Origin of the sequence: Mesomycoplasma flocculare ATCC 27399, assembly GCF_000815065.1 — a bacterium.
Classification (GTDB): domain Bacteria; phylum Bacillota_I; class Bacilli_A; order Mycoplasmatales; family Metamycoplasmataceae; genus Mesomycoplasma; species Mesomycoplasma flocculare.
Genome location: NZ_CP007585.1, coordinates 69,602 through 91,724, shown reverse-complemented (window position 1 = coordinate 91,724; position 22,123 = coordinate 69,602). Strand labels below are relative to the sequence as shown.

At 29.6% G+C, this 22,123-nt stretch carries 19 protein-coding genes; 7 read left to right on the top strand and 12 right to left on the bottom strand.

All coding sequences use genetic code 4. The features are described 5' to 3' along the window. Nucleotides 1–10 precede the first annotated feature (10 nt). Nucleotides 11–1,384, bottom strand: a complete 1,374-nt coding sequence (locus tag MYF_RS00390) for an FAD-dependent oxidoreductase (RefSeq protein WP_002557934.1) — start codon at nucleotides 1,382–1,384, stop codon at nucleotides 11–13. 176 nt (nucleotides 1,385–1,560) lie between these two features. Further along, nucleotides 1,561–2,919, bottom strand: a complete 1,359-nt coding sequence (locus MYF_RS00385; protein ID WP_002557933.1) for an APC family permease — start codon at nucleotides 2,917–2,919, stop codon at nucleotides 1,561–1,563. Nucleotides 2,920–3,477: 558 nt separating this feature from the next. On the opposite strand from MYF_RS00385, the gene MYF_RS00380 reads away from it, so the two are divergent. From MYF_RS00380 to fusA, 6 genes are all read left to right on the top strand, one after another. Next, nucleotides 3,478–3,978 (top strand): hypothetical protein, encoded by a 501-nt coding sequence (locus MYF_RS00380; RefSeq protein WP_002557932.1) that lies wholly within the window; start codon nucleotides 3,478–3,480, stop codon nucleotides 3,976–3,978. Next, complete coding sequence (locus tag MYF_RS00375; RefSeq protein WP_039387504.1) at nucleotides 3,969–4,493, top strand: DUF4231 domain-containing protein; 525 nt, start codon at nucleotides 3,969–3,971, stop codon at nucleotides 4,491–4,493. The genes MYF_RS00380 and MYF_RS00375 overlap by 10 nt, the downstream gene beginning before the upstream one ends. Continuing rightward, nucleotides 4,486–4,866: a DUF4231 domain-containing protein gene (locus MYF_RS00370; RefSeq protein WP_039387501.1), complete on the top strand. Its 381-nt coding sequence runs from the start codon at nucleotides 4,486–4,488 to the stop codon at nucleotides 4,864–4,866. The genes MYF_RS00375 and MYF_RS00370 overlap by 8 nt, the downstream gene beginning before the upstream one ends. A 132-nt stretch (nucleotides 4,867–4,998) precedes the next feature. Then, nucleotides 4,999–5,424, top strand: coding sequence for a 30S ribosomal protein S12 (gene rpsL, locus MYF_RS00365; RefSeq protein WP_002557930.1), 426 nt, complete (start codon nucleotides 4,999–5,001; stop codon nucleotides 5,422–5,424). 43 nt (nucleotides 5,425–5,467) lie between these two features. After that, nucleotides 5,468–5,938, top strand: a complete 471-nt coding sequence (gene rpsG, locus MYF_RS00360; RefSeq protein WP_039387498.1) for a 30S ribosomal protein S7 — start codon at nucleotides 5,468–5,470, stop codon at nucleotides 5,936–5,938. Nucleotides 5,939–5,950: 12 nt separating this feature from the next. Next, nucleotides 5,951–8,035 (top strand): elongation factor G, encoded by a 2,085-nt coding sequence (gene fusA, locus MYF_RS00355; RefSeq protein WP_002557928.1) that lies wholly within the window; start codon nucleotides 5,951–5,953, stop codon nucleotides 8,033–8,035. A gap of 346 nt (nucleotides 8,036–8,381) precedes the next feature. Here the strand turns inward: fusA and MYF_RS00350 are convergent, their stop codons facing one another. The 9 genes from MYF_RS00350 to MYF_RS00310 all read right to left on the bottom strand — a co-directional run bounded on the left by MYF_RS00350 (nucleotide 8,382) and on the right by MYF_RS00310 (nucleotide 17,470). Then, a complete protein-coding gene (locus tag MYF_RS00350) occupies nucleotides 8,382–9,353 on the bottom strand; it encodes an MSC_0882 family membrane protein (protein ID WP_002557927.1) in 972 nt (323 codons plus the stop codon). Nucleotides 9,354–9,417: 64 nt separating this feature from the next. Further along, a complete protein-coding gene (gene lepA / locus MYF_RS00345; protein WP_002557926.1) occupies nucleotides 9,418–11,214 on the bottom strand; it encodes a translation elongation factor 4 in 1,797 nt (598 codons plus the stop codon). Beyond that, the gene (locus MYF_RS00340; protein ID WP_002557925.1) at nucleotides 11,215–11,445 is read right to left on the bottom strand and encodes a hypothetical protein; all 231 of its coding nucleotides are present in this window, start codon (nucleotides 11,443–11,445) and stop codon (nucleotides 11,215–11,217) included. Nucleotides 11,446–11,456: 11 nt separating this feature from the next. Next, complete coding sequence (locus tag MYF_RS00335; RefSeq protein ID WP_039387496.1) at nucleotides 11,457–11,729, bottom strand: HU family DNA-binding protein; 273 nt, start codon at nucleotides 11,727–11,729, stop codon at nucleotides 11,457–11,459. A 39-nt stretch (nucleotides 11,730–11,768) separates the two neighbouring features. Then, nucleotides 11,769–13,082 (bottom strand): ribosome biogenesis GTPase Der, encoded by a 1,314-nt coding sequence (gene der / locus MYF_RS00330; protein WP_002557923.1) that lies wholly within the window; start codon nucleotides 13,080–13,082, stop codon nucleotides 11,769–11,771. Nucleotides 13,083–13,106: 24 nt separating this feature from the next. After that, nucleotides 13,107–13,790 (bottom strand): (d)CMP kinase, encoded by a 684-nt coding sequence (cmk, locus tag MYF_RS00325; protein ID WP_002557922.1) that lies wholly within the window; start codon nucleotides 13,788–13,790, stop codon nucleotides 13,107–13,109. A gap of 60 nt (nucleotides 13,791–13,850) precedes the next feature. Beyond that, the gene (locus tag MYF_RS00320; RefSeq protein ID WP_002557921.1) at nucleotides 13,851–14,981 is read right to left on the bottom strand and encodes a DnaJ C-terminal domain-containing protein; all 1,131 of its coding nucleotides are present in this window, start codon (nucleotides 14,979–14,981) and stop codon (nucleotides 13,851–13,853) included. A 187-nt stretch (nucleotides 14,982–15,168) separates the two neighbouring features. Further along, nucleotides 15,169–16,971: a molecular chaperone DnaK gene (dnaK, locus tag MYF_RS00315; RefSeq protein ID WP_002557920.1), complete on the bottom strand. Its 1,803-nt coding sequence runs from the start codon at nucleotides 16,969–16,971 to the stop codon at nucleotides 15,169–15,171. Between the two features lie 190 nt (nucleotides 16,972–17,161). Next, nucleotides 17,162–17,470, bottom strand: coding sequence for a hypothetical protein (locus MYF_RS00310; RefSeq protein WP_002557919.1), 309 nt, complete (start codon nucleotides 17,468–17,470; stop codon nucleotides 17,162–17,164). Between the two features lie 116 nt (nucleotides 17,471–17,586). On the opposite strand from MYF_RS00310, the gene MYF_RS00305 reads away from it, so the two are divergent. Next, nucleotides 17,587–19,140 (top strand): GIY-YIG nuclease family protein, encoded by a 1,554-nt coding sequence (locus MYF_RS00305; RefSeq protein ID WP_002557918.1) that lies wholly within the window; start codon nucleotides 17,587–17,589, stop codon nucleotides 19,138–19,140. Nucleotides 19,141–19,159: 19 nt separating this feature from the next. Here the strand turns inward: MYF_RS00305 and MYF_RS00300 are convergent, their stop codons facing one another. Continuing rightward, nucleotides 19,160–22,045: an SGNH/GDSL hydrolase family protein gene (locus tag MYF_RS00300; RefSeq protein WP_039387493.1), complete on the bottom strand. Its 2,886-nt coding sequence runs from the start codon at nucleotides 22,043–22,045 to the stop codon at nucleotides 19,160–19,162. Between the last annotated feature and the right edge of the window lie 78 nt (nucleotides 22,046–22,123).

Below are 22,123 nucleotides of genomic sequence, written 5' to 3'. Positions count from 1 at the left end.
TTATTTATTTTTATTTATTATAACTAAGACCTAACGCATTTAAAATCACTTGAATTACGAAATTAAATGGTTTGTTAAAATGTGGAAGAAAGTAAAAATCAGAAAGGGCAATTTCAGGTAATTTTAAGCCTTTTTGAATTGCAAGTGAAAGGAAATAAATCACCTCAGTGTGATTGAAACGTTTACCATATGAACCGATTTGCGCTCCAACTAGTTTTAAAGTTGATTTTTGATAGGTAATTTTAATCCAAACTTTTGACTTTTCTTGCATAAATTCAGGGCGATCTCAATCTTCAAGATATTCAGTGGCTATATCTTCAATTCCTATTAACGAGCAACCTCTTTCGCAATAACCTGTTGAGGCATAATTAAAACCAAAAACAGAAATTGCATTTGTTCCAACATAACCTGGAAAAGGAATATCATTACGGCCTGCAATGTGGAAAGCAGCAACAATTCCTGATTTTACAGCATTTGTTGCTAGCGCAATATGCGCATATTTTTGTGTTACATTATGAAACATTGCCGCAGAATCGCCGATTGCATAAAGATTTTCATCGCTAAGAGAACGTTGAAATTCATCAACTTTAATTGCGCCATTTGGTAATTTTTCAACATCAGTTAAAATTTTTGTATTAGGCAAAAACCCAATCGCTAAAATTACAAGATCGGCTGCATATTCCCCTTTATCGGTTTCAACAAAAGCAACTTTTTTACCACTTTCATCGGCAATAAAACGCGTAACTTTTTGCCCAAACTGAAGATTTATTCCTTCGGCACGAATTTTTTCTTCCATTTTTCTGGTAAATTCGTAATCAAAATAGTTAGGAATAATGCGGTCTTGCATATCAATTAGCGTAGTTTTCTTGCCATATTTATGAAAAGCTTCAAGTAATTCAATCCCGATATAACCGCCACCAATTATAATCACATTTTTAATTGAAGGGTCAATAGCCTTTTCTTTAATTGCTTTTGCATGAGTAAAAGTTTTTGAAACCAAAATATTTTCAAGATTTACTCCTTCAAAAGGCGGAATTATTGGCCAGGTTCCACCTGCAAAAACTAGCTTGTCATAACTATCTTTAAAAATTTTTCCACTAACTAAATTTTTAACAGTAATTGTTTTATTTTTGCGATCAATTTCAAGGACATCATGTTGTAAATTGACATTAATTCCCATTCCTTTTAATTGCTCAGGACTTGAATAAAAAAGCCCAGATGGATTGCTAAATTCATCTGAAACTCAAAGCGCAATTCCGCAACCTAAAAATGAAATGTCAGTATTTCTATCATAAGACACAAGTTCTGCCTGTGGAAAAATAGTTTTTAATGTTCTTAAAAATGAGGTTCCAGCATGGTTTGTGCCGATTGATATTATTTTCATAAACCAGATCTCCTATTTTGCTTTAGATATAAAAGAAAAATTCATAAAACAAATTATACTATATTTTTTTAATATAAGAATATAAGAAATTAAAAAAATAAACAAAAAAATAATTTTTTGTGTCTAAATTTCAAATTTAGAACATTAATTATTTCAAAATTTTAAATTAGAAAAAGTTAGGAATTTTTCTTTGGTTTTTTTTGTTTTTCTAATTTTTTTACAATAAACTTTACAAAATAGCCAACTAAAATTGTGAAAACATAACTAATTAAAGGAACAAATTGCTCAAAATACACTTTTTCTGAACCAATAAAAGGTAGTTGTGAAAAAATAAGTGTGAATAAAATTGTGATCATTCCTAAAATATAAATTATTGTTTCTCAAAGGGGAATATCTTCATTGTTTCGCCATTTTCATACCAAAACTGTAAAAATACAAAGTAAATAATTCACTAAAAATGAAATATTTCCTGCTTTTAAAATTGTGTTAAACGAATTTTTTATTCCCAAAATTTCTGGTATAATCGTGAAAACTAAACTTGAGAAAATCGCAATAAAAACTGACAAATAAATTGCATTTTGATATTCGTTATATTTGTTTTTTTTGGCAAGACAAGCAGGTAAAAACCCGTCTTCAGCAAGAGGTGAAATAAATCTTGCATTTGGTTGGACATATGAAATTGCCCCTGACATTCTGTTAAATGCAAGCCCAATCGTAAAAAGTGATGCTCCAGCCGAACCTCAAAGTACTTTATAAACACTTTCAAGTCCAAAATCAGATATATATTGCTTACCCAGTCCTAAAAATATAATATAAAAAAGGAAATAACTTGAGATTACAATCAAAAAGATTAAAATCATAACTTTTTTAAATCTTTTTGTTTCAACATTTTTCGAAATAGTTGCTAGTGATTCAAAACCACCATAAGAATAAATAAATGATAAAACACTCCCAGAAAAAGTTAAAATGCTGAACGGAGCAACGCTTTGAAAAGTCTCGCCATAGCTTTTTGAACTGCTAATTAAGTAGATAATTAAACCAAAACCAATTATTAACGTTAGTCATTTAAAAATTGCTGTTAAAAAAACAACCCATTTGGACAAGCGAAATCCAAAAGCACCCGTTAAAATCAGCCCTATATAAACTACTAGCGAAATTACAACATAAACTCATTTTCGTTCAGAATCAAAAGAAGTTAATAAATTTGAAAAAAATAGCGGTGTTGTTGCTGAAAAAAGCATAATTTGACTTACTTGGTTTCAGCCTTGGAAAAAAACTAGCCAATTTTTAAAGGTTTTTTTTGCATAGGCATACGAACCACCAACTTCATTTTGGTATTTTTGACCTGCTCTTGCATAAGCAAAAATCACCGCTAAAGTAATTAATGAAGTTAGAATAAAAACCAAAACTCCCCAAACGCCTTGGCTAATTACATGTGAAATTGTAGCAATAAATCCAAACCCAACGACATAATTAAGCCCATAAATAACAAACTGACGCTCAGATAACGAGTTTTTCTTGTTTTCTTCAGACATTTTTCTTCCCTAAATTCAATTAACTTTATCAATAAGCTAAAATTTTACCATTTTAATTATGCTAATTGAAAGGAAAAATAAATTTTTTTAATAAATCAGCTTTTTCTAATTTTAATGATTAAAAAAATAAACTTTGGAAAGCATATTTTTTAAATTTTCAAAAATAAAATTTATACATAATTTTTTTATAAATTTAACAAATACCAAAAAAATTCTATAAATTCAGCGGTTTTTTATGGGTTTGTGTTTTTAATTCACTAAAAAATTTATTTTTGAATAATTGTAATATTTTTTATAAAAAATTATACTTTGAACATTTTATAATATAACCATGAAAAAATTTCTAGAAAAAAGGATTTTATTTAATTTATGATACAATTCCATTTGCTTAAAAAAATTATCGAATATTTTTATGAAACTAAGCAAATAATTTAAGATATAATGATAAAATTTGTGATAAAACGTTAATTTTAATCAATTAAATTAAAGCACCTATATTTAAAAATCTGTAATAATTTCTAAATGTATTCATAAAATTTGGAAATAAGAAAGCAAAAAATGTCACAAAACGAAACCATAGAACGACTAACTAAGTTCATTGAAAATAAGGAATCAGAACTAAAAAGAAAACAAAAAATTGCTTACTATGGAGCGAATACAGTTAAATGAATCATTTTTTTTTCAAACATAATTGTAGTATCATTAGCGATTGCGGTAATTATAATCGAAATTAATCGCTATCGATTGATTAAATCACTAGATAAATCAATTTTTGGCGACCTTGGATTAACAATTGTTCTGGCTAGTTTTATTTGCCTTACTTTTTTTATTAACTTATTTCTTGCCGTTTATCGCGAAATTATGAAATTTAAGGATTATAAAAAGGCCCAACGAGAACTTAGTTATATATTTTTCCAGATTGATAACAATCAAGAATATAGTTTTGAAGAATTTGAAAATGACTACGAAAAGATTTCTGATTTTTATTTTCAAAAAAAAGAAATTTCCAAATTGAAAATTTTAAAAAAAATTGTTTTTGGGGGCAAAAAATGATTGTAAAAAACGTTCGCCTTGAAACAAATGCATATGAATTCGCTAAATTTTTATACCGAAAAACTCTTTTTAAAGCAAAAATTTTTCAATTTCTATTCTGAATAGTCTCACTTTTTAGCATATTTTTTGGATTTTTATCCACATTAATGGGAGTTTTTAAATTAGCTTCACCAAAATTGCCAGAATTTGAACCATTTGCTAATTTTTTTATCTCTTTAGACGAAAACGGAACAAAAGTTGACCAATGACCAATTTTTGTTTTATGAATTAACCTCTCAATTTCAATTATTAACGGAATTTTTGCACTTTTTTTAGTAAAACCACGATGAATTCGCAACCAGGAAATTAATGACTTTTTAAAAATTGAAATGATTTTATTCGAAACAAAATCAGGTAAATATTTAAATTGTAAAAACTTACAACTTGAATTATTTAATTCAATTGCTAAACATTTAGGCATCCTAAATGCGCTGAAAAATAAAACAGAAAACCATAAAGGAATGCAAAATAATGATGAATAAGGAAAAATTAAAAGCCAAAATTGAACTTGATATTATAAAATTAACAGCAAAAGCACGAATTTCAAAAGGTATTTTTTTATTTTGCAGTATTGCTTTAATTCTAATATCAGCCTTTAACGGAATTTTATCAGCCTACGCAATTACCAAAAACCCGAATCCGACTGCTGTTAAATTATTTGTTGCAATCGCTTTTATTAACGCAATTATTACTTTTGTAACCTCGCTTTCATCATTTTTTGTTTTTGAAAACATGTATAAAAAAACAACGGAAAAAATTGAATTTTACCACGATAAAAAAATTCAACTTCATAAAAGAAAAACTAACCTAGATGAACTTGCGCATGAATTAATAGAAACAAAAATTGAAAATTAACTTGGTTTAATTAAAAAAATGTTAAAATATCTTTATAATTTTTAATTCAACAAATTTTAATTCAACAAAAACTTCTATATCACTGATACCGTTGTTAGCTTAATAAAAAAATATAATAAATTAAAGGAAAAAATGCCAACAATATCACAATTATCTAAAGGATGTCGCGTTAAAAAAACTTGAAAATCAAAAGTACCTGCTCTAAATATGCTTTATAACTCACTCCATAAAAAGGAGTTAAAATTAAGTTCGCCATTTAAACGCGGGGTTTGTACAAGAGTTGCGACAATGACGCCTAAAAAGCCTAACTCTGCACTTCGAAAATTTGCAAGAGTAAAACTTTCAAATGGAATTGAAGTTAATGCTTATATTCCAGGAGAAGGTCATAATTTACAAGAGCACTCAATTGTGCTAATTCGTGGTGGAAAAGTTAAGGATTTACCTGGAATTCGTTACCACATTGTTCGTGGGACCCAAGATACAACAGGCGTTGCCAAAAGAGCGCAAGGCCGTTCAAAATATGGCGCTAAAAAACCTAAAGCAGCTAATAAAAAATAAAAAAACACTATAAAATACGACACATTTTAAAAAGGAGAATAAAATGTCACGAAAAAAACAAGCTCCGGTTCGTCATGTTGTTTCTGATCCGGTTTTTAATTCTAAATTAATCACAAAAGCAATTAATTGCACAATGTTAGAAGGAAAAAAAACTACAGCACAAAACATTCTTTATTCATCGTTTAAATTAGTACATGAAAAAACACAAAAGGATGCACTTGAAGTTTTTGAACAAGCTGTTAAAAATGTAACTCCACTTACCGAAGTGCGTTCACGCCGAATCGGCGGAACTAACTATCAAGTTCCGGTAGAAGTGCGCTTGAAACGTCAACAAACTCTTGCGCTTCGTTGATTAATTCTTTTTGCTCGTAAACGTAATGAAAAAACAATGGTTGTGCGTTTAGCAAACGAAATAATCGATGCTTATAATAAAACCGGCGGCGCTTTCAAGAAAAAAGAAGATACCCACAGAATGGCTGAAGCTAATCGCGCTTTTGCCCACTTTAAATGGTAGGAATTTGTAATTATGGCACGAAAATTTGACCTAAAAGATTATCGCAATATTGGAATTATGGCCCATATTGATGCCGGTAAGACAACAACAACCGAAAGAATTCTTTTTCACACAGGAAAAATCCATAAAATCGGCGAAACTCACGATGGAGTTAGTCAAATGGATTGGATGGAACAGGAAAAAGAACGCGGAATCACGATTACCTCAGCTGCAACAACTGCCTTTTGAAAAGGAAAAAGAATTAATATAATTGATACTCCAGGCCATGTTGATTTTACAGTTGAAGTTGAACGTTCTTTAAGAGTTTTAGACGGCGCGGTCGCAGTTTTAGATGCCCAATCTGGTGTTGAACCACAAACAGAGACTGTTTGAAGACAAGCTACAAATTACCGTGTTCCGCGGATTGTATATGTTAATAAAATGGACAAAGCAGGCGCTAATTTTGAAGCTTCAATTGAATCTGTAAAAACCAAATTAAACGGAAATGCTGTTGCGATTCAGCTAAATATTGGTGCTGAAGCTGATTTTAACGGGGTTATTGACCTTGTTGAAATGAAAGCTTATAATTATGATGGCCAAAAAGAAGAAATCGAATACGAAATTCCAATTCCTCAAGAATTAAAAGAAAAAGCGGAAAAAATGCGATTTTCGCTAGCCGAAGCTGTTGCTGATTATGATGAGAATCTTTTTAATGACTTATTAGAAGAAAAAGAAATTTCACCAGAACAATTAAAAGCAGCAATTCGGAAAGCAACAATTACTGGTAATTTTTTCCCCGTAGTTTGCGGTTCTTCTTTTAAAAATAAAGGGGTAAAAAAAATGATCGATGCTGTTATTGATTATTTGCCTTCCCCGCTTGATGTTCCACCAGTTAAGGCATTTCGTGATGATGAAGAAATCACAATTGAAGCAAGTGATAACCAAGAATTTTCCGCCCTTGCATTTAAAATTATGAACGATCCTTTTGTTGGTTCGCTCACATTTTTCCGGGTTTATTCAGGAGTTTTGAATAAAGGAACTTACATAATTAATTCTACTAAAGGCAAAAAAGAACGTGTGGGACGGATTCTTGCAATGCATGCTAATTCACGTGAAGAAATTGACGAGGTCAGAACTGGTGATATTGGCGCATTTGTTGGTCTAAAAGATACAACAACTGGTGATTCTTTAATTTCTGAGAATTCAAAAACTTTTGTGCTTGAAAGAATGAATTTTCCCGAACCTGTTATTTCCCAATCCCTTGAACCATTTTCGAAGGCTGAAGTTGAAAAATTAGCAACTGCATTGCAAAAATTAGCAAACGAAGACCCAACTTTTAAAACTTGAACCGATATTGAAACTGGTCAAACAATTATTGCTGGAATGGGTGAATTGCACCTTGATATTATCGTCGACCGCCTAAAAAGAGAGTTTAATGTTCAAGCGCGAGTCGGGAAACCGCAAGTTTCTTACCGTGAAACAATTACAAAATCAGCTGAAGTTGAAGGAAAATATATTAAGCAATCTGGTGGACGCGGTCAATATGGGCATGTTTGAATTAAATTTGAGCCTAATCCTGAAGAAGGTTTTGAATTTATTGACAAAATTGTTGGCGGTAAAATTCCCAAAGAATATATTAAATCAATTCAAAAAGGGCTTGAAGAAAAAATGCAAGCCGGAATTCTTGCAGGTTATCCTTTAATTAATTTACGAGCAACTTTGTTTGATGGATCATTTCACGAAGTCGATTCTTCAGAAATGGCATTTAAAATCGCGTCATCCAAAGCACTTTCTCGTGCCCGCGATGCTGTTGGAACAGTACTTTTAGAACCAATTATGGATGTTTCGGTCTTTGCACCAGCAGAATATTCTGGTGATATAATGGGCGATTTATCTCGCCGTCGTGGACTTGTTCGTGAACAAGAAACTCGGTCTGATGGGGCAAATGTCATCCGCGGGCACGTGCCGCTTGCCGAAATGTTTGGATATTCAACACAATTACGTTCGATGACTTCAGGGCGAGGGACCTACCAAATGCAATTTGATCATTACGAAATAGTCCCTAAAAATATTTCTGATGTAATTGTAAAACAAAGAGCTATTAAAGACGAAGATTAAACATTTCTACAGAAAAATTACCAAAAAAAGAAGAACAGCTAATAAAATAAATTTTTTTATTTATTGTTCTTCTTTTTTTGTTTGTTCTACTTTGTTAGTAAAAATTAAAAAGGCAACCTAATTTTTACATTTTTGTTTTTTTAATAAAAAATGTATTTAAACTTAAATTTTAAATGACTTGGCTTAGCGCTTTAAAAGTAAACAGTTTATCGATTTTTTTCTTTTTCTATAAAAAGCGCTGTAATTAATGCGCTTTTCTTTTATTTTAAGTTAGAAAAAAACTTACAATAAAAGATTTGTAAAGATTTTTTATTTATTTGGAATAAAAAATAAAAGGTGTATTAGCCTAAATTAAATTTCTTTTCTTTCCGATTCTGCGCAAAATAAGAAAAATTATTACTGTAAAAAAAGCTCAAATTAAATGGCGACGAAAACGGATTCTAGCAACATCGACGCTTTTATGATAAATATGGCCAAAAATTGCTTCAATATTAGACAAACGACGACGAAGCATCAAATCATAAACCAACATAATGATAAATAAAACCGCATTTATTGACATTGATGTGATATATTCGATTGAATTTTGAATGTTTTTTTCAGGAAAATATTTTAACAGTATTCAATAGTTTATTCCCATCATTATTGTTGCAAACAAACTGAAAACGCAAAGTCAAATTGCATTCACCTCTTTTTGGTTCACTTTTTTCACAAGCCATGGAATCATTGGCGGCATTTCAAGACGATTGTTATTATTTCTAAGTTGCGAACGGAAATAATCAACAGATTTTTTAACTGCCTTATAATCTAAAAGTGTCTTTACAAATAAAAAAAACAAAACAGCAGCAATAATTCCAGGAATTATTATTAAAGGCAAATATTTTTTATGATAAGTTCATCCCGGAATTAACTCCTGAGTTCAAAGCAGGGTAACAACTGAAACTGTAATAATCAGTAAAAATCAAAAAATAGCTTTTAAAGGCAAAAAAATTAGCTCTAAACCAAAAATTTTACGAACTTCTTTGGAAATAAAATTATTTGAATCTTCATTTATCCATTTTTGTTCCATTCTATCATGATAATCTTGTTCCATTAATTGCTCTTGGTAAAATTGCTGCGAATTTTCATATTTTGGTTTGTAATAAGTTCTTTCTTGATAATAGTTATTTTCCTCTTGAAAATCTTCGCGGTCGTATTCTTGTTCTTGGTGATAAACAGGATATCGCCTGGGAAAATTAGGGCTTTTCCGCTCTTGATTAGGAAAATTAGCACGATTTTGTGGATTTTGATAACGGTAATTTTGTCTGTTTTTATTCATGATTTAAAAATTTAGAAAAATAAAATAAATTATGGCAGTTTTTCTCCTATTTAGAAATTATACACTATTTTTCGTTTATGTTTGTTTTTAAAATTGCAAGAAACGCTTCCTGGGGAACATCAACAACTCCGAATGATTTCATCCGTTTTTTTCCAGCTTTTTGTTTTTCTAGCAATTTTTTCCGCCTTGTAACATCACCACCATATAATTTTGCCGTAACATCTTTGCGATAAGCTTTTATTGTTTCACGGGCAATCACTTTTGAACCGATGACAGCCTGAACTGGCACTTCAAAAGAATGACGGGGAATTATTTCTTTTAACTTTTGTGTTAAATCGCGCGCTTTTGGATATACATAATCTTTGTGAACTATCATCGAAAGAGCATCAATTTTCTGTCCGTTTAGTAAAATGTCTAACTTCACTAACTTTGATATTTGGTAGTCAATTATTTCGTATTCAAAAGACGCATAACCTTTTGATAGTGATTTTAATTTGTCAAAAAAATCAAAAATCACTTCAACTAGAGGCAACTTGTAAATTAGCCGGCGGCGAAAATTGTCAATATATTCAAAATCAACGTAAATCCCACGACGTTCTTGACAAAGATTCATTATTAGGCCAAGAAATTCCTCGGGTAGAAAAATTTTTGCTAAAATAAAAGGTTCTCTAATTTCGCTGATAAAATTTGGCTCGGGAAACAAACTTGGATTTGAAATTCTTTGAATTTCGCCATTAGTTTTGCTTATTTCAAATTCAACAGAAGGTGCAGTCGCGATTATTGTTAAATTAAATTCGCGTTCTAATCGCTCCTGCAAAATTTCCATATGCAAAAGGCCTAAAAATCCGATTCGAAAACCAAAACCAAGCGCTTTTGATGATTCAGGCTCAAAAATTATTGAAGAATCTGAAAGAGAAATTTTTTCAAGAGAATCTTTTAAAAGATTGTATTGCTGCGAATCAACGGGATAAAAACCTGTATACATAACAGGAACCATTTTTTTATAACCAGGAAGCGGAATTTGAGCTGGATTTTCAACTAATGTTATTGTATCACCTACTTCAACATCTTTTGCATTGCGAATTGATGCAGCAACCCAACCTACTTCTCCAGCCGCAAGGCAAGTTTTTCTAACTTGGTTTGGGTTTGAAATTCCTAACTCTATTACAGAAAATTTTAAATTGTTGGCCATAAATTTGAAAGTATTTGCAACACAAATTTGTCCTGTAACAACACGGATAAAAATTATTACACCACGATAAATATCAAAATAAGAATCAAAAACTAAAGCTTTTAAAGGATCTTTTTCATCTGAATATTTTGGAGGCGGAATTAACTTAACAATTGCATCAAGAACTTCTTGGATACCAATACCATTTTTTGCTGAAATTAAAATAGCATTTTCTGCCGAAATTCCAATTGTATTTTCAATTTCTGCTTTAACTTTTTCAACATTTGCCGAGGGCAAGTCAATTTTATTTATAATTGGAATTATTTCAAGATTATTTTCAAGCGCTAAATAAACATTTGCTAATGTCTGGGCTTGAATTCCTTGACTTGCATCAACCAAAAGTAGCGCACCTTCTGTAGCTGCCAGCGACCGAGAAACCTCGTAGGTAAAATCCACATGTCCCGGGGTGTCGATTAAGTGAAAAATGTAAGAATTAAAGCGAATTTGGACAGCATTAAGTTTGATCGTGATTCCTCGCTCTTTTTCAAGATCCATTGAATCAAGATGTTGTTCTTTTAAATCTCTTTTTGAAACGGTGTTTGTAAATTCTAGAATTCTATCAGCTAGTGTTGATTTGCCATGATCAATATGAGCAATTATTGCAAAATTTCTAATTTTTCTATTGTCCATTTAACCGCGGCTAATTATTTGTTCAAGATTATTTCCACTACCTGCAAAATGAAAAATGAGAAAAACAAGTGTCAAAATAAGACCAAGAACAACTACAAACAAAAAAATAAAAAGTGATATTTTTTTTACGTATTTAATTTCTTTAAGTTTCTGAAAAACTACATTTCCATAAACAACCTGATTTGCAGTTTCATATTTAAAGTTAGGTTTTTTTTGTTTTTTTTGAAACATTTATAACCTTTTTAGGCAATAAAATCTTTTAGGACTTTTGAAGGTTTAAATCTAATTGTTGTTTTAGCATTTACTGTAATTTGTGTTTTTGTAAGTGGGTTAAATGAAGAAGAAGCTGGTTTGAAAACACCTTGGAAAGTTCCAAAAGAGTTAATAACTAATTTCCCTTGTTTTTTTACAACTTCAGCTGTTATCCCGAAAAATTGATTCAAGACAAGTTCAACATTTTTAGTTGGCAAACCTGTTTCGTTAGCAATTTGATCAATTAATTCTTTTTTGTTCATTTTTGATAACTCCATTCATATCTAAGTTAGTTATAAATTTTACCTTATTTTACTATTTTTGTTAATATTTTTATAAATAATTTTGATTGGGCAGCCAAAAAAATCAAAATATTTCCGCATTTGATTATCAATATAACGCTGATAAGAAAAATGAACCAAATTTTTATCGTTGACAAAAAATACAAAAGTAGGAATTTTTCCGTTTATTTGGTTTGCAAAGTTGAAACGAACTTTTTTACCATTAACATTCGGGTGGGGTTGAATCATTTGAATTTCCATAAGAAATTGATTAAGCAAACTTGTTGAAACTTTTTTTTGTAGGTTATTTTTAATGCGAAAAATAACTTCGACCAGTTTTTGAATTTTTTCGCCTGTTTTTGCCGATATGAAAACCACCGGTGCTCAGTCAAGAAATTTAAATTTATGCTTAATCTTTTTCAGAAAATTTTGCTGTGTATTTGCCTCTTTTTGAACCAAGTCTCACTTATTTATTACCAAAATTATGGGTTTATTTCTTTCCAAAGCAAACCCTGCAATTCTGAGATCAAAATGATGAAATTCTTGGGTTGTATCAATTAAAATTAAAGTTATATCCGCTTCATCAAGTGAGCGAAAAGCACGTAAAAGGGCATAAAAATCGATTGATTCTAGCAGTTTTGATTTTTTTCTAATCCCGGCAGTGTCAATTATTTGCAAAATTTCAGATTTTATTTTCCAAAAACCAGAAATTGAGTCTCTTGTTGTTCCAGGGATATCAGAAATAATTGACCTATTTTTGCCTAAAAGTCTATTTAAAAGACTTGATTTTCCAGCATTTGGACGGCCAATTATTGCTAATTTAAAAAAATTGTCATTCCTTCCATCATTTTTAGTAAAGTTTTTAACTATATTATCTAAAAGATCGCCAATTCCGTGACCATGAAGCGCAGAAATTGGAAAAATTTTCTCAAAACCTAACTCATAAAGACTTATATCAAAGTCTTTATTATTTTCCATTTTATTAGCCGCTAAAATAATTGTTTTTTGTGATTTCCGCAACAAATTTAGCACAAAATAATCGTCAGTATCAATTGCTTTTGTCCCATCAAGAACTCAGATTAAAATTTGAGCTTCCTGAATTGCAATTTGAGCCTGAATTCGGATTAGATCTTGAAAATTTTGAGTCTCAATTTGAATACCACCAGTATCAATTAAAATAAAATCATGTTGATTTCAACGCGTATTTTGGTAAATTCGGTCACGAGTAACGCCTGGTTTTGCATCAGTTATTGAAATTTTTTTGCCAACTATACGATTAAAAAGTGTTGATTTTCCAACATTTGACTTGCCAACAAGTGCAACTAAATTTTTCATAGGATAAAAATTTTGTTTTCAAAATTAAAGCATATTCTGTCCAATTTTCCGCAAAACTAACTTAATAATTTGGTCAACAATTTGATTTTCCTTAAAATTTGTTGTATCAAGAAAAACTGAATCAATTGTTTTTTTAAGTGGATTAATTTTTCTGTTCATATCCAAATAATCACGGTGTTCAATTGACTTTAAAATCTTCTGAACATCTGTTTCCAAATTTAAAAAAGCGTTTTGTTTGCAACGCCTTTTTGCTCTAGTTTCGGCATCAGCTCATAAAAAAATTTTAAGATCAGCGTTTGGCATTACATTATAAGTTACATCTCTGCCTTCCATCACGATTCCTTTATGTTTTTTTTGGAAATCTTGGAGAATTTCAGTGACTATTTTCCGAATTTGAGGATATTGCGCAACTACAGCAGCATTTTTTGAAATAAGATCGTCACGTAAAAAACTAGAAACATTTTGATTTTCAAGCCAGACATTGCCTTCTAAATCAAGTAATAAAAAATTTGGCATAAAATTTTTAAGTATTTTTTGAACATTTTGTACACTAATTTGTTTTTTTTGACAAAAAAAAGCAATTGCCCGATACAAAGAACCTGTATTTATAAATAAATAATTAAATTTTTGGGCTATTTTTTTTGCAATACTTGATTTGCCAACTCCAGAAGGCCCATCAATTGCAATATTTATTTTTTTAAAAGTCATTTAAATTTTATTCCAAAAGCAAAACAGGTTTTATGTTACATTATAAAGTATTTTTTTGATTTACTGAAAATCTTTTAATCATTTTGTTTTTTTCTTGTCATTAATTTGAGAAAATACCTGATTCAATTCAGCTTTTTGCTTAAGATTGAATTCAGGAATATAAAAAACTAAATGAACTTTAAGATCACCAATGATTTTTGAGTTTTTAGGATCAGGCGCGCCAGCTCTAAGAACACTGACAATTTGCCCTGATTTATAATAATCATAAAGTTGAACTTTTTTTATTCCTGTCGGACTTGGAACATCAACAACATTTTCGTTAAGGATATCAATAATTGAAACTGGCATTTTAATATGGATATCATTTCCTGAGCGGGTAAAATGTTTGTGTTCCCGGACATTAATTTCAAGATGAAGATCCCCTGATGGTCCGCCGTTACGACCAGGACCACCAAAACCGGCTAAACGAATGAACATACCATCATAAATTCCTGCTGGAATTTTAACAGTCACTTCTTCTTTTGTTTCGATTATTGTTTTTCCGCGACATTTTTTACAACTTCTTGCAATAGTTTTTCCAGAACCTGAACAAACTGAACAAGTAGTTTTATTTTGCACTCTGCCAAATCCGGGAATATTTAATGTTTCAGTTTGCATTCCTTGGCCTTGACAATTGCGGCAGGTTATAATATCCGAATCAGAATTGGCCCCAGAACCATTGCAGTTATCACATTGAGAATATTTTGTCAATTTTTGAGTTAGCTCTTTACCTAAAATTGATTCGATAAAACTAATGTAAATTTTTGCCTGAAAATTTTCGCCTTTTAAGGGGCGAGAATATTTTTCACTTCGCGAGTTTCCAAAACCAAAACTTGATGTAAAACTTGAAAAAATATCGCCAAAATCAAAATCAAAACCAGAAAACCCGTGACCTCCGCCACTAAATTGTTGGTTAAAAGCGGCGTGTCCATATTTATCATATTGATTTCGTTTTGAATCATCTGATAAAACTTCATAAGCTTCTTGAATTTCTTTAAATTTAGCTTCAGCTTGTTTTTGTTCCGCAGCTGATTTTTTTGTATTTTTATCAGGATGATAAATATTAACTAAATTGCGGTAAGCTTTTTTGATTTCGCTAAGAGATGCTGATTTTTCAATTCCTAAAGTTTTGTAATAATCTTGCTTTGCCATATAATTATACCTTTTTTGTTTGTTTTAATTTTTTTTTAAAATTTTTAAGCTTTCCTTTTTAGGAAAATTTTAGGAATTTGCATGTGAAAATTCCACTTTTGGAATTTTTTTTATTTAAAATTATAAATATAAAAAAGACACACTTGCAAAAAAGTTGCGAGTGTGCTTTTTTTATATTAAAAAAAGATTAATTTTCTTTGATTTCAGCATCAATTGTGTTTGGGTCATCCGCTTTTGGTTCGGTTTTAGCTGTGTTTGCTTGTTGTGCAGCTGCTTGCGCAAATGATTGCGCTGCAGTTTCGATTTGGTCTAATTTCACCTTTAATTCATCAATTTTTTCTTCTTTTAGCAGATCTTTTAATTCTTGGATTTGTTTTTCTAATAACTCTTTTTGTTTTGGATCGATACTCTCACCTTGATCTTTTATGGATTTTTCAAGTTGGTTAATAAGCCCTTCAGCGCGGACTGTTGTTTCAATTTTATCTTTTTTAAATGCGTCAGCTTCACGGTTTTCTTCGGCTTCTTGAATAATTTTATTAATTTCTTCTTCTGATAAAGTTGAAGTATTTTTGATAGTAATTGTTTGCTCTTTGCCTGTTTTTTTATCTTTTGCCGAAACAGTTGTAATTCCGTTAACATCAATTGAAAAACTAACCTCAATTTGTGGAAGACCACGAGGAGCTGGCTCAATTCCTGATAAATTAAAACGACCTAACATTTTATTATCAGCTGCAAGCTGGCGCTCACCTTGGACAACAGAGATTGTAACTTCGGTTTGGTTATCTTCAGCGGTTGAAAAAATTTGTGATTTTGTCACCGGAATTGTTGTATTTCTTGGGATTAAAGGTGTTGAAATTCCACCTAGAGTTTCAATTCCAAGAGTTAAAGGTGTTACATCTAAAAGTAAAACATCGCTAATTTCCCCGGCCAAAACCCCGCCTTGAATCGCAGCACCAATTGCAACAACTTCATCTGGATTAATTGAACGATTTGGCTTTTTATTTAAAGTATGTTCAATCATTGTCTGAACAGCAGGCATTCTAGTTGAACCACCCACAAGCAGAACTTCATCTAAATCAGATGCTTCAATTTTTGCCTGTTTTAAAGCATCAACAATTGGTTTGCGAGTTCGATCAATTAAATGAGCTGTCATTTTTTCAAATTCTGATCTTTTAAGTTCAAGTTCCACATTAATTGGCCCAGTTTTCCCCATTCCTAAAAATGGTAGAGAAACTGTAGAAACACTTTGATTTGAAAGATTGATTTTAGTTTTCTCTGCTTCTTCTTTAAGCCTTGTAAGTGCCATTTTGTCACTTTTTGCATCAAAACCATATTCTTCTTTGATTTTTTTTGCAAGTCAGTTTACAATTTCATTATCCCAATCATCGCCACCTAAGTGATTATCCCCACTTGTTGATAAAACCTCAAAAGTTCCGCCAGATAATTCTAAAACTGAGACATCAAAAGTTCCACCACCTAAGTCATAGACAAGAACTTTCATTTCCTTTTCAGTTTTATCAAGTCCAAAAGCAAGCGCAGCTGCTGTTGGCTCATTAATGATTCTTTCTACTTGCAAACCAGCAATTTTTCCAGCATTTTTAGTCGCCTCACGTTGAGCATTATCAAAATAAGCTGGAACTGTAATAACCGCTTTTGTAACTTTGTGTCCAATTTTTTTCTCAGCATATTCTTTTAAATAGGCAAGAATTTTTGCTGAAATTTCTTCAGGTTTATAATCTCTTTCGTTTGCCCGAACAGTTTTATCGGTCCCCATCAATCTTTTAATTGAAGCAATTGCCTCCGGATTAGTTTCTAATTGACGCTTTGCTGCATCTCCGACAATTTCTTCATTATTTTTAAAAGCAACAACTGAAGGTGTTGTTCTTTTTCCGTTTGGATTTTCAAGAACCACTGGTTTTTGATTCTCAATAATCGCAACAACAGAATTTGTTGTTCCTAAATCGATTCCTAAAATGATTTCTTTTGCCATTTTTCGATTTCCTTTCGTAATTTTTTTAAATTTTTAAAAATTTTTTGTCTTACTTTCCTAGACAGTGAAAAGTATACCACAATTTTGGCACTTAAGTGTAAAAAGTGCCAGAATTTATGAAAAACGTTCCTAATTTTTGACAGACAGTCAAATTTACCATAATTTTTTATAGTTTTTTCATTTGATAAAATTATAGTTCTTTAAGCTGATTTTCAATATCTTTTTCAACTTGTTTCATTGCTTTAATTTTATAAATTCCTATACCAAAAGAAACAAAAAAAGTAACACTAATTACAAAGCACAACAAGCTAATTGCTAACCAAGTTGAATCAATAAAATCATTTACAAGCCCATCATCATTTTGCTTAACTAAATAAAAAGTAAGTAAAGCGATGAAAAAAATAAGGAAAATAATCGCTAAAACTAGAAAAATTTTATTAACTTTTTTAATTTGTACTATTTTAGGAACCGAAGTTCGTTTATAAGATTCAAAATCCATAACGAAAACTCTCTCTTGATTTAATTTTATCTTTAAAAATTAATTATAACAATTTTTTGTTAAAATTATAACAATTATAAAACTTAGCTCAGCCCACGCTTTTAAAAATTATATTTATGAAAAACTTCCAAGAATTAGTTAAAAAACTAACCTTTCCAAAACAAGTGGGAGTCTATCGTTTTTATGATGCAAAGAAAACACTTTTGTATGTTGGAAAAGCAAATAATTTAGAATCTCGAATAAAGCAGTATTCTAAAGGCGCCAAAAATTCTTATAAAACCGAACTTTTAATCAAAAAAACAAAAGAAATTAAATACGATATTGTAAGTAACGAAACTGAAGCATTAATTTTGGAAAAAAAAATTATTAGTGAATCACAACCAATTTACAACATTAAACTTAAAGATGATCAAAACTACCCTTATATAAAATTAGAATTGAAAAAAAAGCTCAGTATTTCGCTAGTTTATAAGATTTTGTTAAAAAACAAAGAAAAAAACACCTTCTTTTTCGGGCCGTTTCTTAACAAAAGTGGCGCTTTTGCCCTGAAAAAATTACTTGAAAATATTGCCTTATATGAAAAAGGCGAACTAATTGAACTATCAGAACCAGAAATTTTAGCTAAAAAGTTCCTTTTATGCAAAAAAATACTTCAAGGACAGAAATTTATTGCGTTTTGTGAAGAAAAATTGGAAAATGCAAAGAAAAATTTCCAATTTGAGCTTGCAAAAGAGTATCACAAATCAATTTTAGCCTTAAAAAAACTAAAAATTGAACATCAAAATATCAATATTAATAATTCTAAAAATCTTGATTTTCTTTATTATAGTAAAGTTGACGCGAATAATTTAATAATTAGCTTTAGTTTTTACAGAAATGGAGCTTTTTTCGCCACTAAAAACTTTATTCTTGAAATTATTCTAGATGATCTTGAAATTTTAGTTAACTTCTTGAATAAATATTATAATAATAACATTTACCCAGATGAATTAATAGTTACTGATTTCAGGCTTAAAAATTCCAAATTTTTAAATACTAATATTAAAATTAAAGTTAAAGTTGCTAAAAGCAGAAAACACATGCAAATTTTGAAAACATTAAAAACAAATCATGAGGATTTTATCAAGCATAATTTTAATCAAGAACTTCAAAAAAAGATGAAAAATGAAAAGATTTTACAATCAATTAAAGAAAATCTAGGAATCAAAAGTACTGAAAAAATTATGGCCATTGATAATTCAAATTTAGACGCAAATTACGCAACAACTGGCATCATTTTCTACATAAATGGGAATTATGAACGAAATTATAACCGTTTTTTCAATTATTTTGGCTCAAAAAAAGGTGATGTTAATTATATGAAACAGGGTTTTGAAAAATACATCAGAAACAAAAAGTTCATTAAACCAGATTTAATTCTAGTGGATGGTGGAGTTCAGCAAGTTAATTCAATTTTAGATATTCTAAAAAAAAATAACCTTGAAATTCCAATTTATGGTATGGTAAAAAATGTGCGACATAAAACTCAAAAAATTATTGATGAAAACGGTAAAAAAGTTTTAATTTCACAAGAAATTCTTAACTTTTTTACTGAAATTCAAGAAAATGTTGACTTATTTGTTAAAACGCAAATGAAGAAAAAACAAAGAAAAAATTTGCTCCCTAGATAAAAACCTTTATTTTTTTGAATTAAATAAATCTAAACACATTAAAAAAGGTCTTTAAATCGTTGCGGTTTTTAATTAACTCCGCTGAATCTTCAGAATTTATAGCTTTTTGTAATTTGCTATTAATTTCTTCAATTTGAACATTATATTGATTTGTTAAATTTTGAATTTTGTTGAAAAAAACACCAACTAAATAATTGATTTTGTCTTCTTTTTCATTGATTACGTTTGTCGCGGGGTGAGGAATCAAAGAATTTAAGCCATTATTATCAACAATTTTCGAAATTATAGAAATAATTGCCTCCAAAATTTGGGAATTTTCTCTATTATAATAAATAAAATCACGTAAAATTTGTCTCAATAACTCGGAATTATTACTTAGAAAATTAAAAAATAATCCGTTAAAATCCAAACTATTACGATATTTAAGATTGTTAATAATAAAAAAATCAGCAAGAAATCCGTTAATTAGTTTAGTGAGCTGCTGGAAATTATTCGCGGACAAGAATTCCATAAAAGAATCAAAGACTAAATTAAGGCTATTAAAATCAATATTTTTTACTTCAAAAAAATCATCAAACTGAATTTTTATTTTTGTAATAAAAGGAAGAAACTTACTTACTAGTAATTTAATTGAAGCTAATTGTTTAACAGAGGGGCTGAAATTTAAAAGGTCCTGGAACAAATTATAAATATTATTTTTGTCTTTAAAGAAGTTTTTAATATTTAAAGTAACGTTTGCCAAAATTTTTCCAAAAAACGACCAATCTCCGTCGTTTTCCTGAGCGGATATTTTTAAGCCAAGAATAATTTCGCTAGCTACTAAATTAGTTAAATTTTTAAAAGTTTGTGTCTTAACTAAAATATCACTAATACTTGTAACCAATGTTATTAGTGACTTTTGATCCTCTTGGCCAATATTAAATCCAAATTGGCTAGACAATAAATCTAAAATAGAATTTAAAAAATCAGGTTTTTTAAGTGCTTCGATAACAAAATTCTGAATAAAATTGATAGATTTTTTATAGTTATTTGAATTTTGTAAAAATATATATAACAATTCTTTAAATGATGTAACTGTTGAATAATCGCTATAATTTTTAATTAATTCCGTTAAAATAAAGGTAAAAAATTTTTGGACTGTATTAAAGTTCAAAACTTTAGAAACAAGATTTTTGTAGACAGGATTTTTTGAAAAAAATTCAACAACCATGTTAATTATAGTTGATTGCCGAAAAATTAAGTTATAAAATAAACTAATAATCTCAAATTGATTTTTTTGGACATAGGAACTAGATAAAACTTCTTTTAAAAGTTCCAAAATTGCTTTTTCATTGAAAGCTTTTTCTTTTAAAACATCAAATAGTTCTGCCGATTTTTCGTTATTATCAGAATTTGATTCTTGATTATCTTTTTCTTTTGATTTAGTCCCATTTTGGTTTGAAGAAAACGAATTAAGTAAATAATCTTGAGCAACATCAGTTATATTTGAAAAAAACTTACTTTTAAAAATAATTCCAACAAGGTTATTAAAAGCAGTAAAATTAGGACTTGCTTTATCCCCAAAATTTTCAACTAATTGTTTAATTATTTTAACAAACTGATTTTCTTCTGAATCAAAAAATGCTGTAATTTTTGTTAAAATACTACTTGCATAGAAACTTGTTTCAGCACTTGCATCCTTAGTTTGCAATTCTTTAATGCTTGTTTTTTCAAAATTTGAATCCTTATTTACAAAACTCTCTAATGAACCATTAAGAGTTAATTTGTCTAAAATTTCCTTGTTAGAACCTAGATAAATTTGTTGAGAATCATTTGTATTATTAGTAAAATTTGTACTGATAACTTGGTTTGAGTCTGTTTTTAAACCAGAATTTTCTTGTTCCTTAGATTCTAGTGTTAAAGATAAAATTAAATTTTGCGCGATTTGTTTATGCCCTTTTATTTGTGGCGCGAAATTCATTTGCTGGTCAAAAAAAAGCTCGCGACTTTCGTCTCATTTTTTTTGCGTAAACGGATATACATAGTTAACGCTGCTAAATTCTGCAACTTGTTCAATTTCTTTATTTAATCTCGCAATGGAAAGAACTTCAGGGTTAATGTCTAATAAATGACTTTTTGCTAAATCATTTAAATATTTCTGAATTTTAGGTTGATCAGAATAATATCCGATTAAATTTATATATGCATCAGGGTTAACTTTTTTAATCAATTCAACTATTTTTGTCAAATTTGTTCTAATAGTTGCAAAAACTTTATTAACTTTTGCTTTAAAAGCCTCGTTTTTTTTATGTTCATCTAAGTTTACCAACTTAAGATTAGAAAAAAACTTACTGTTAAAACTTTCTAAAAAATCTTTATAGCCAACCGAAATGCTTATTAAATTTGCTTTCCTAATTTCAAGAGTTAGTTTCGAAAAATCACCATCAAAATTTCCGAAAATAAATCTAATTGCTTCTGCAAAATTAGATTTATTATAAATTTGAGTTTTAAAATTGCTCAAACTTGACTCATTTATTACATTATTTTTCGGATCTAAAAAATATAATCAATCCTGAGCACCAGAATCCTTTAACGCTAAATTTTTAAAAGATTTAACAGAGCTAGATTTAATACTTTGAGCAAAATTAGCAAAAAAAGCAGGAAAAGAAATTCTGGCGATCGTGCCACCCTCAGACATTTTCCCGCGACCATCAAGATTGGCCTTTCAATCAAAACCCGCGCTTAAAAAATCCCCAAGAGCAAGATAATTAATCTGATTTAATAATGGTTTTTTATTTACTTTAGAAAAATTTTGGGAAAAATTACTATCATTTCTGGGTTGCAAAAACACAGCCAAAGTAGTTATCCCAGAGAAAAAAACAATGGGAATACTAGTCTGCAAAAAAATTTTTACCCTTTTTTTCATTAGTTAAAACCCTTTCAATTGACCTAATTATACAACAAAACAGTTTTAAGATAATTATTTTTGTTAAAATAAGGCAAA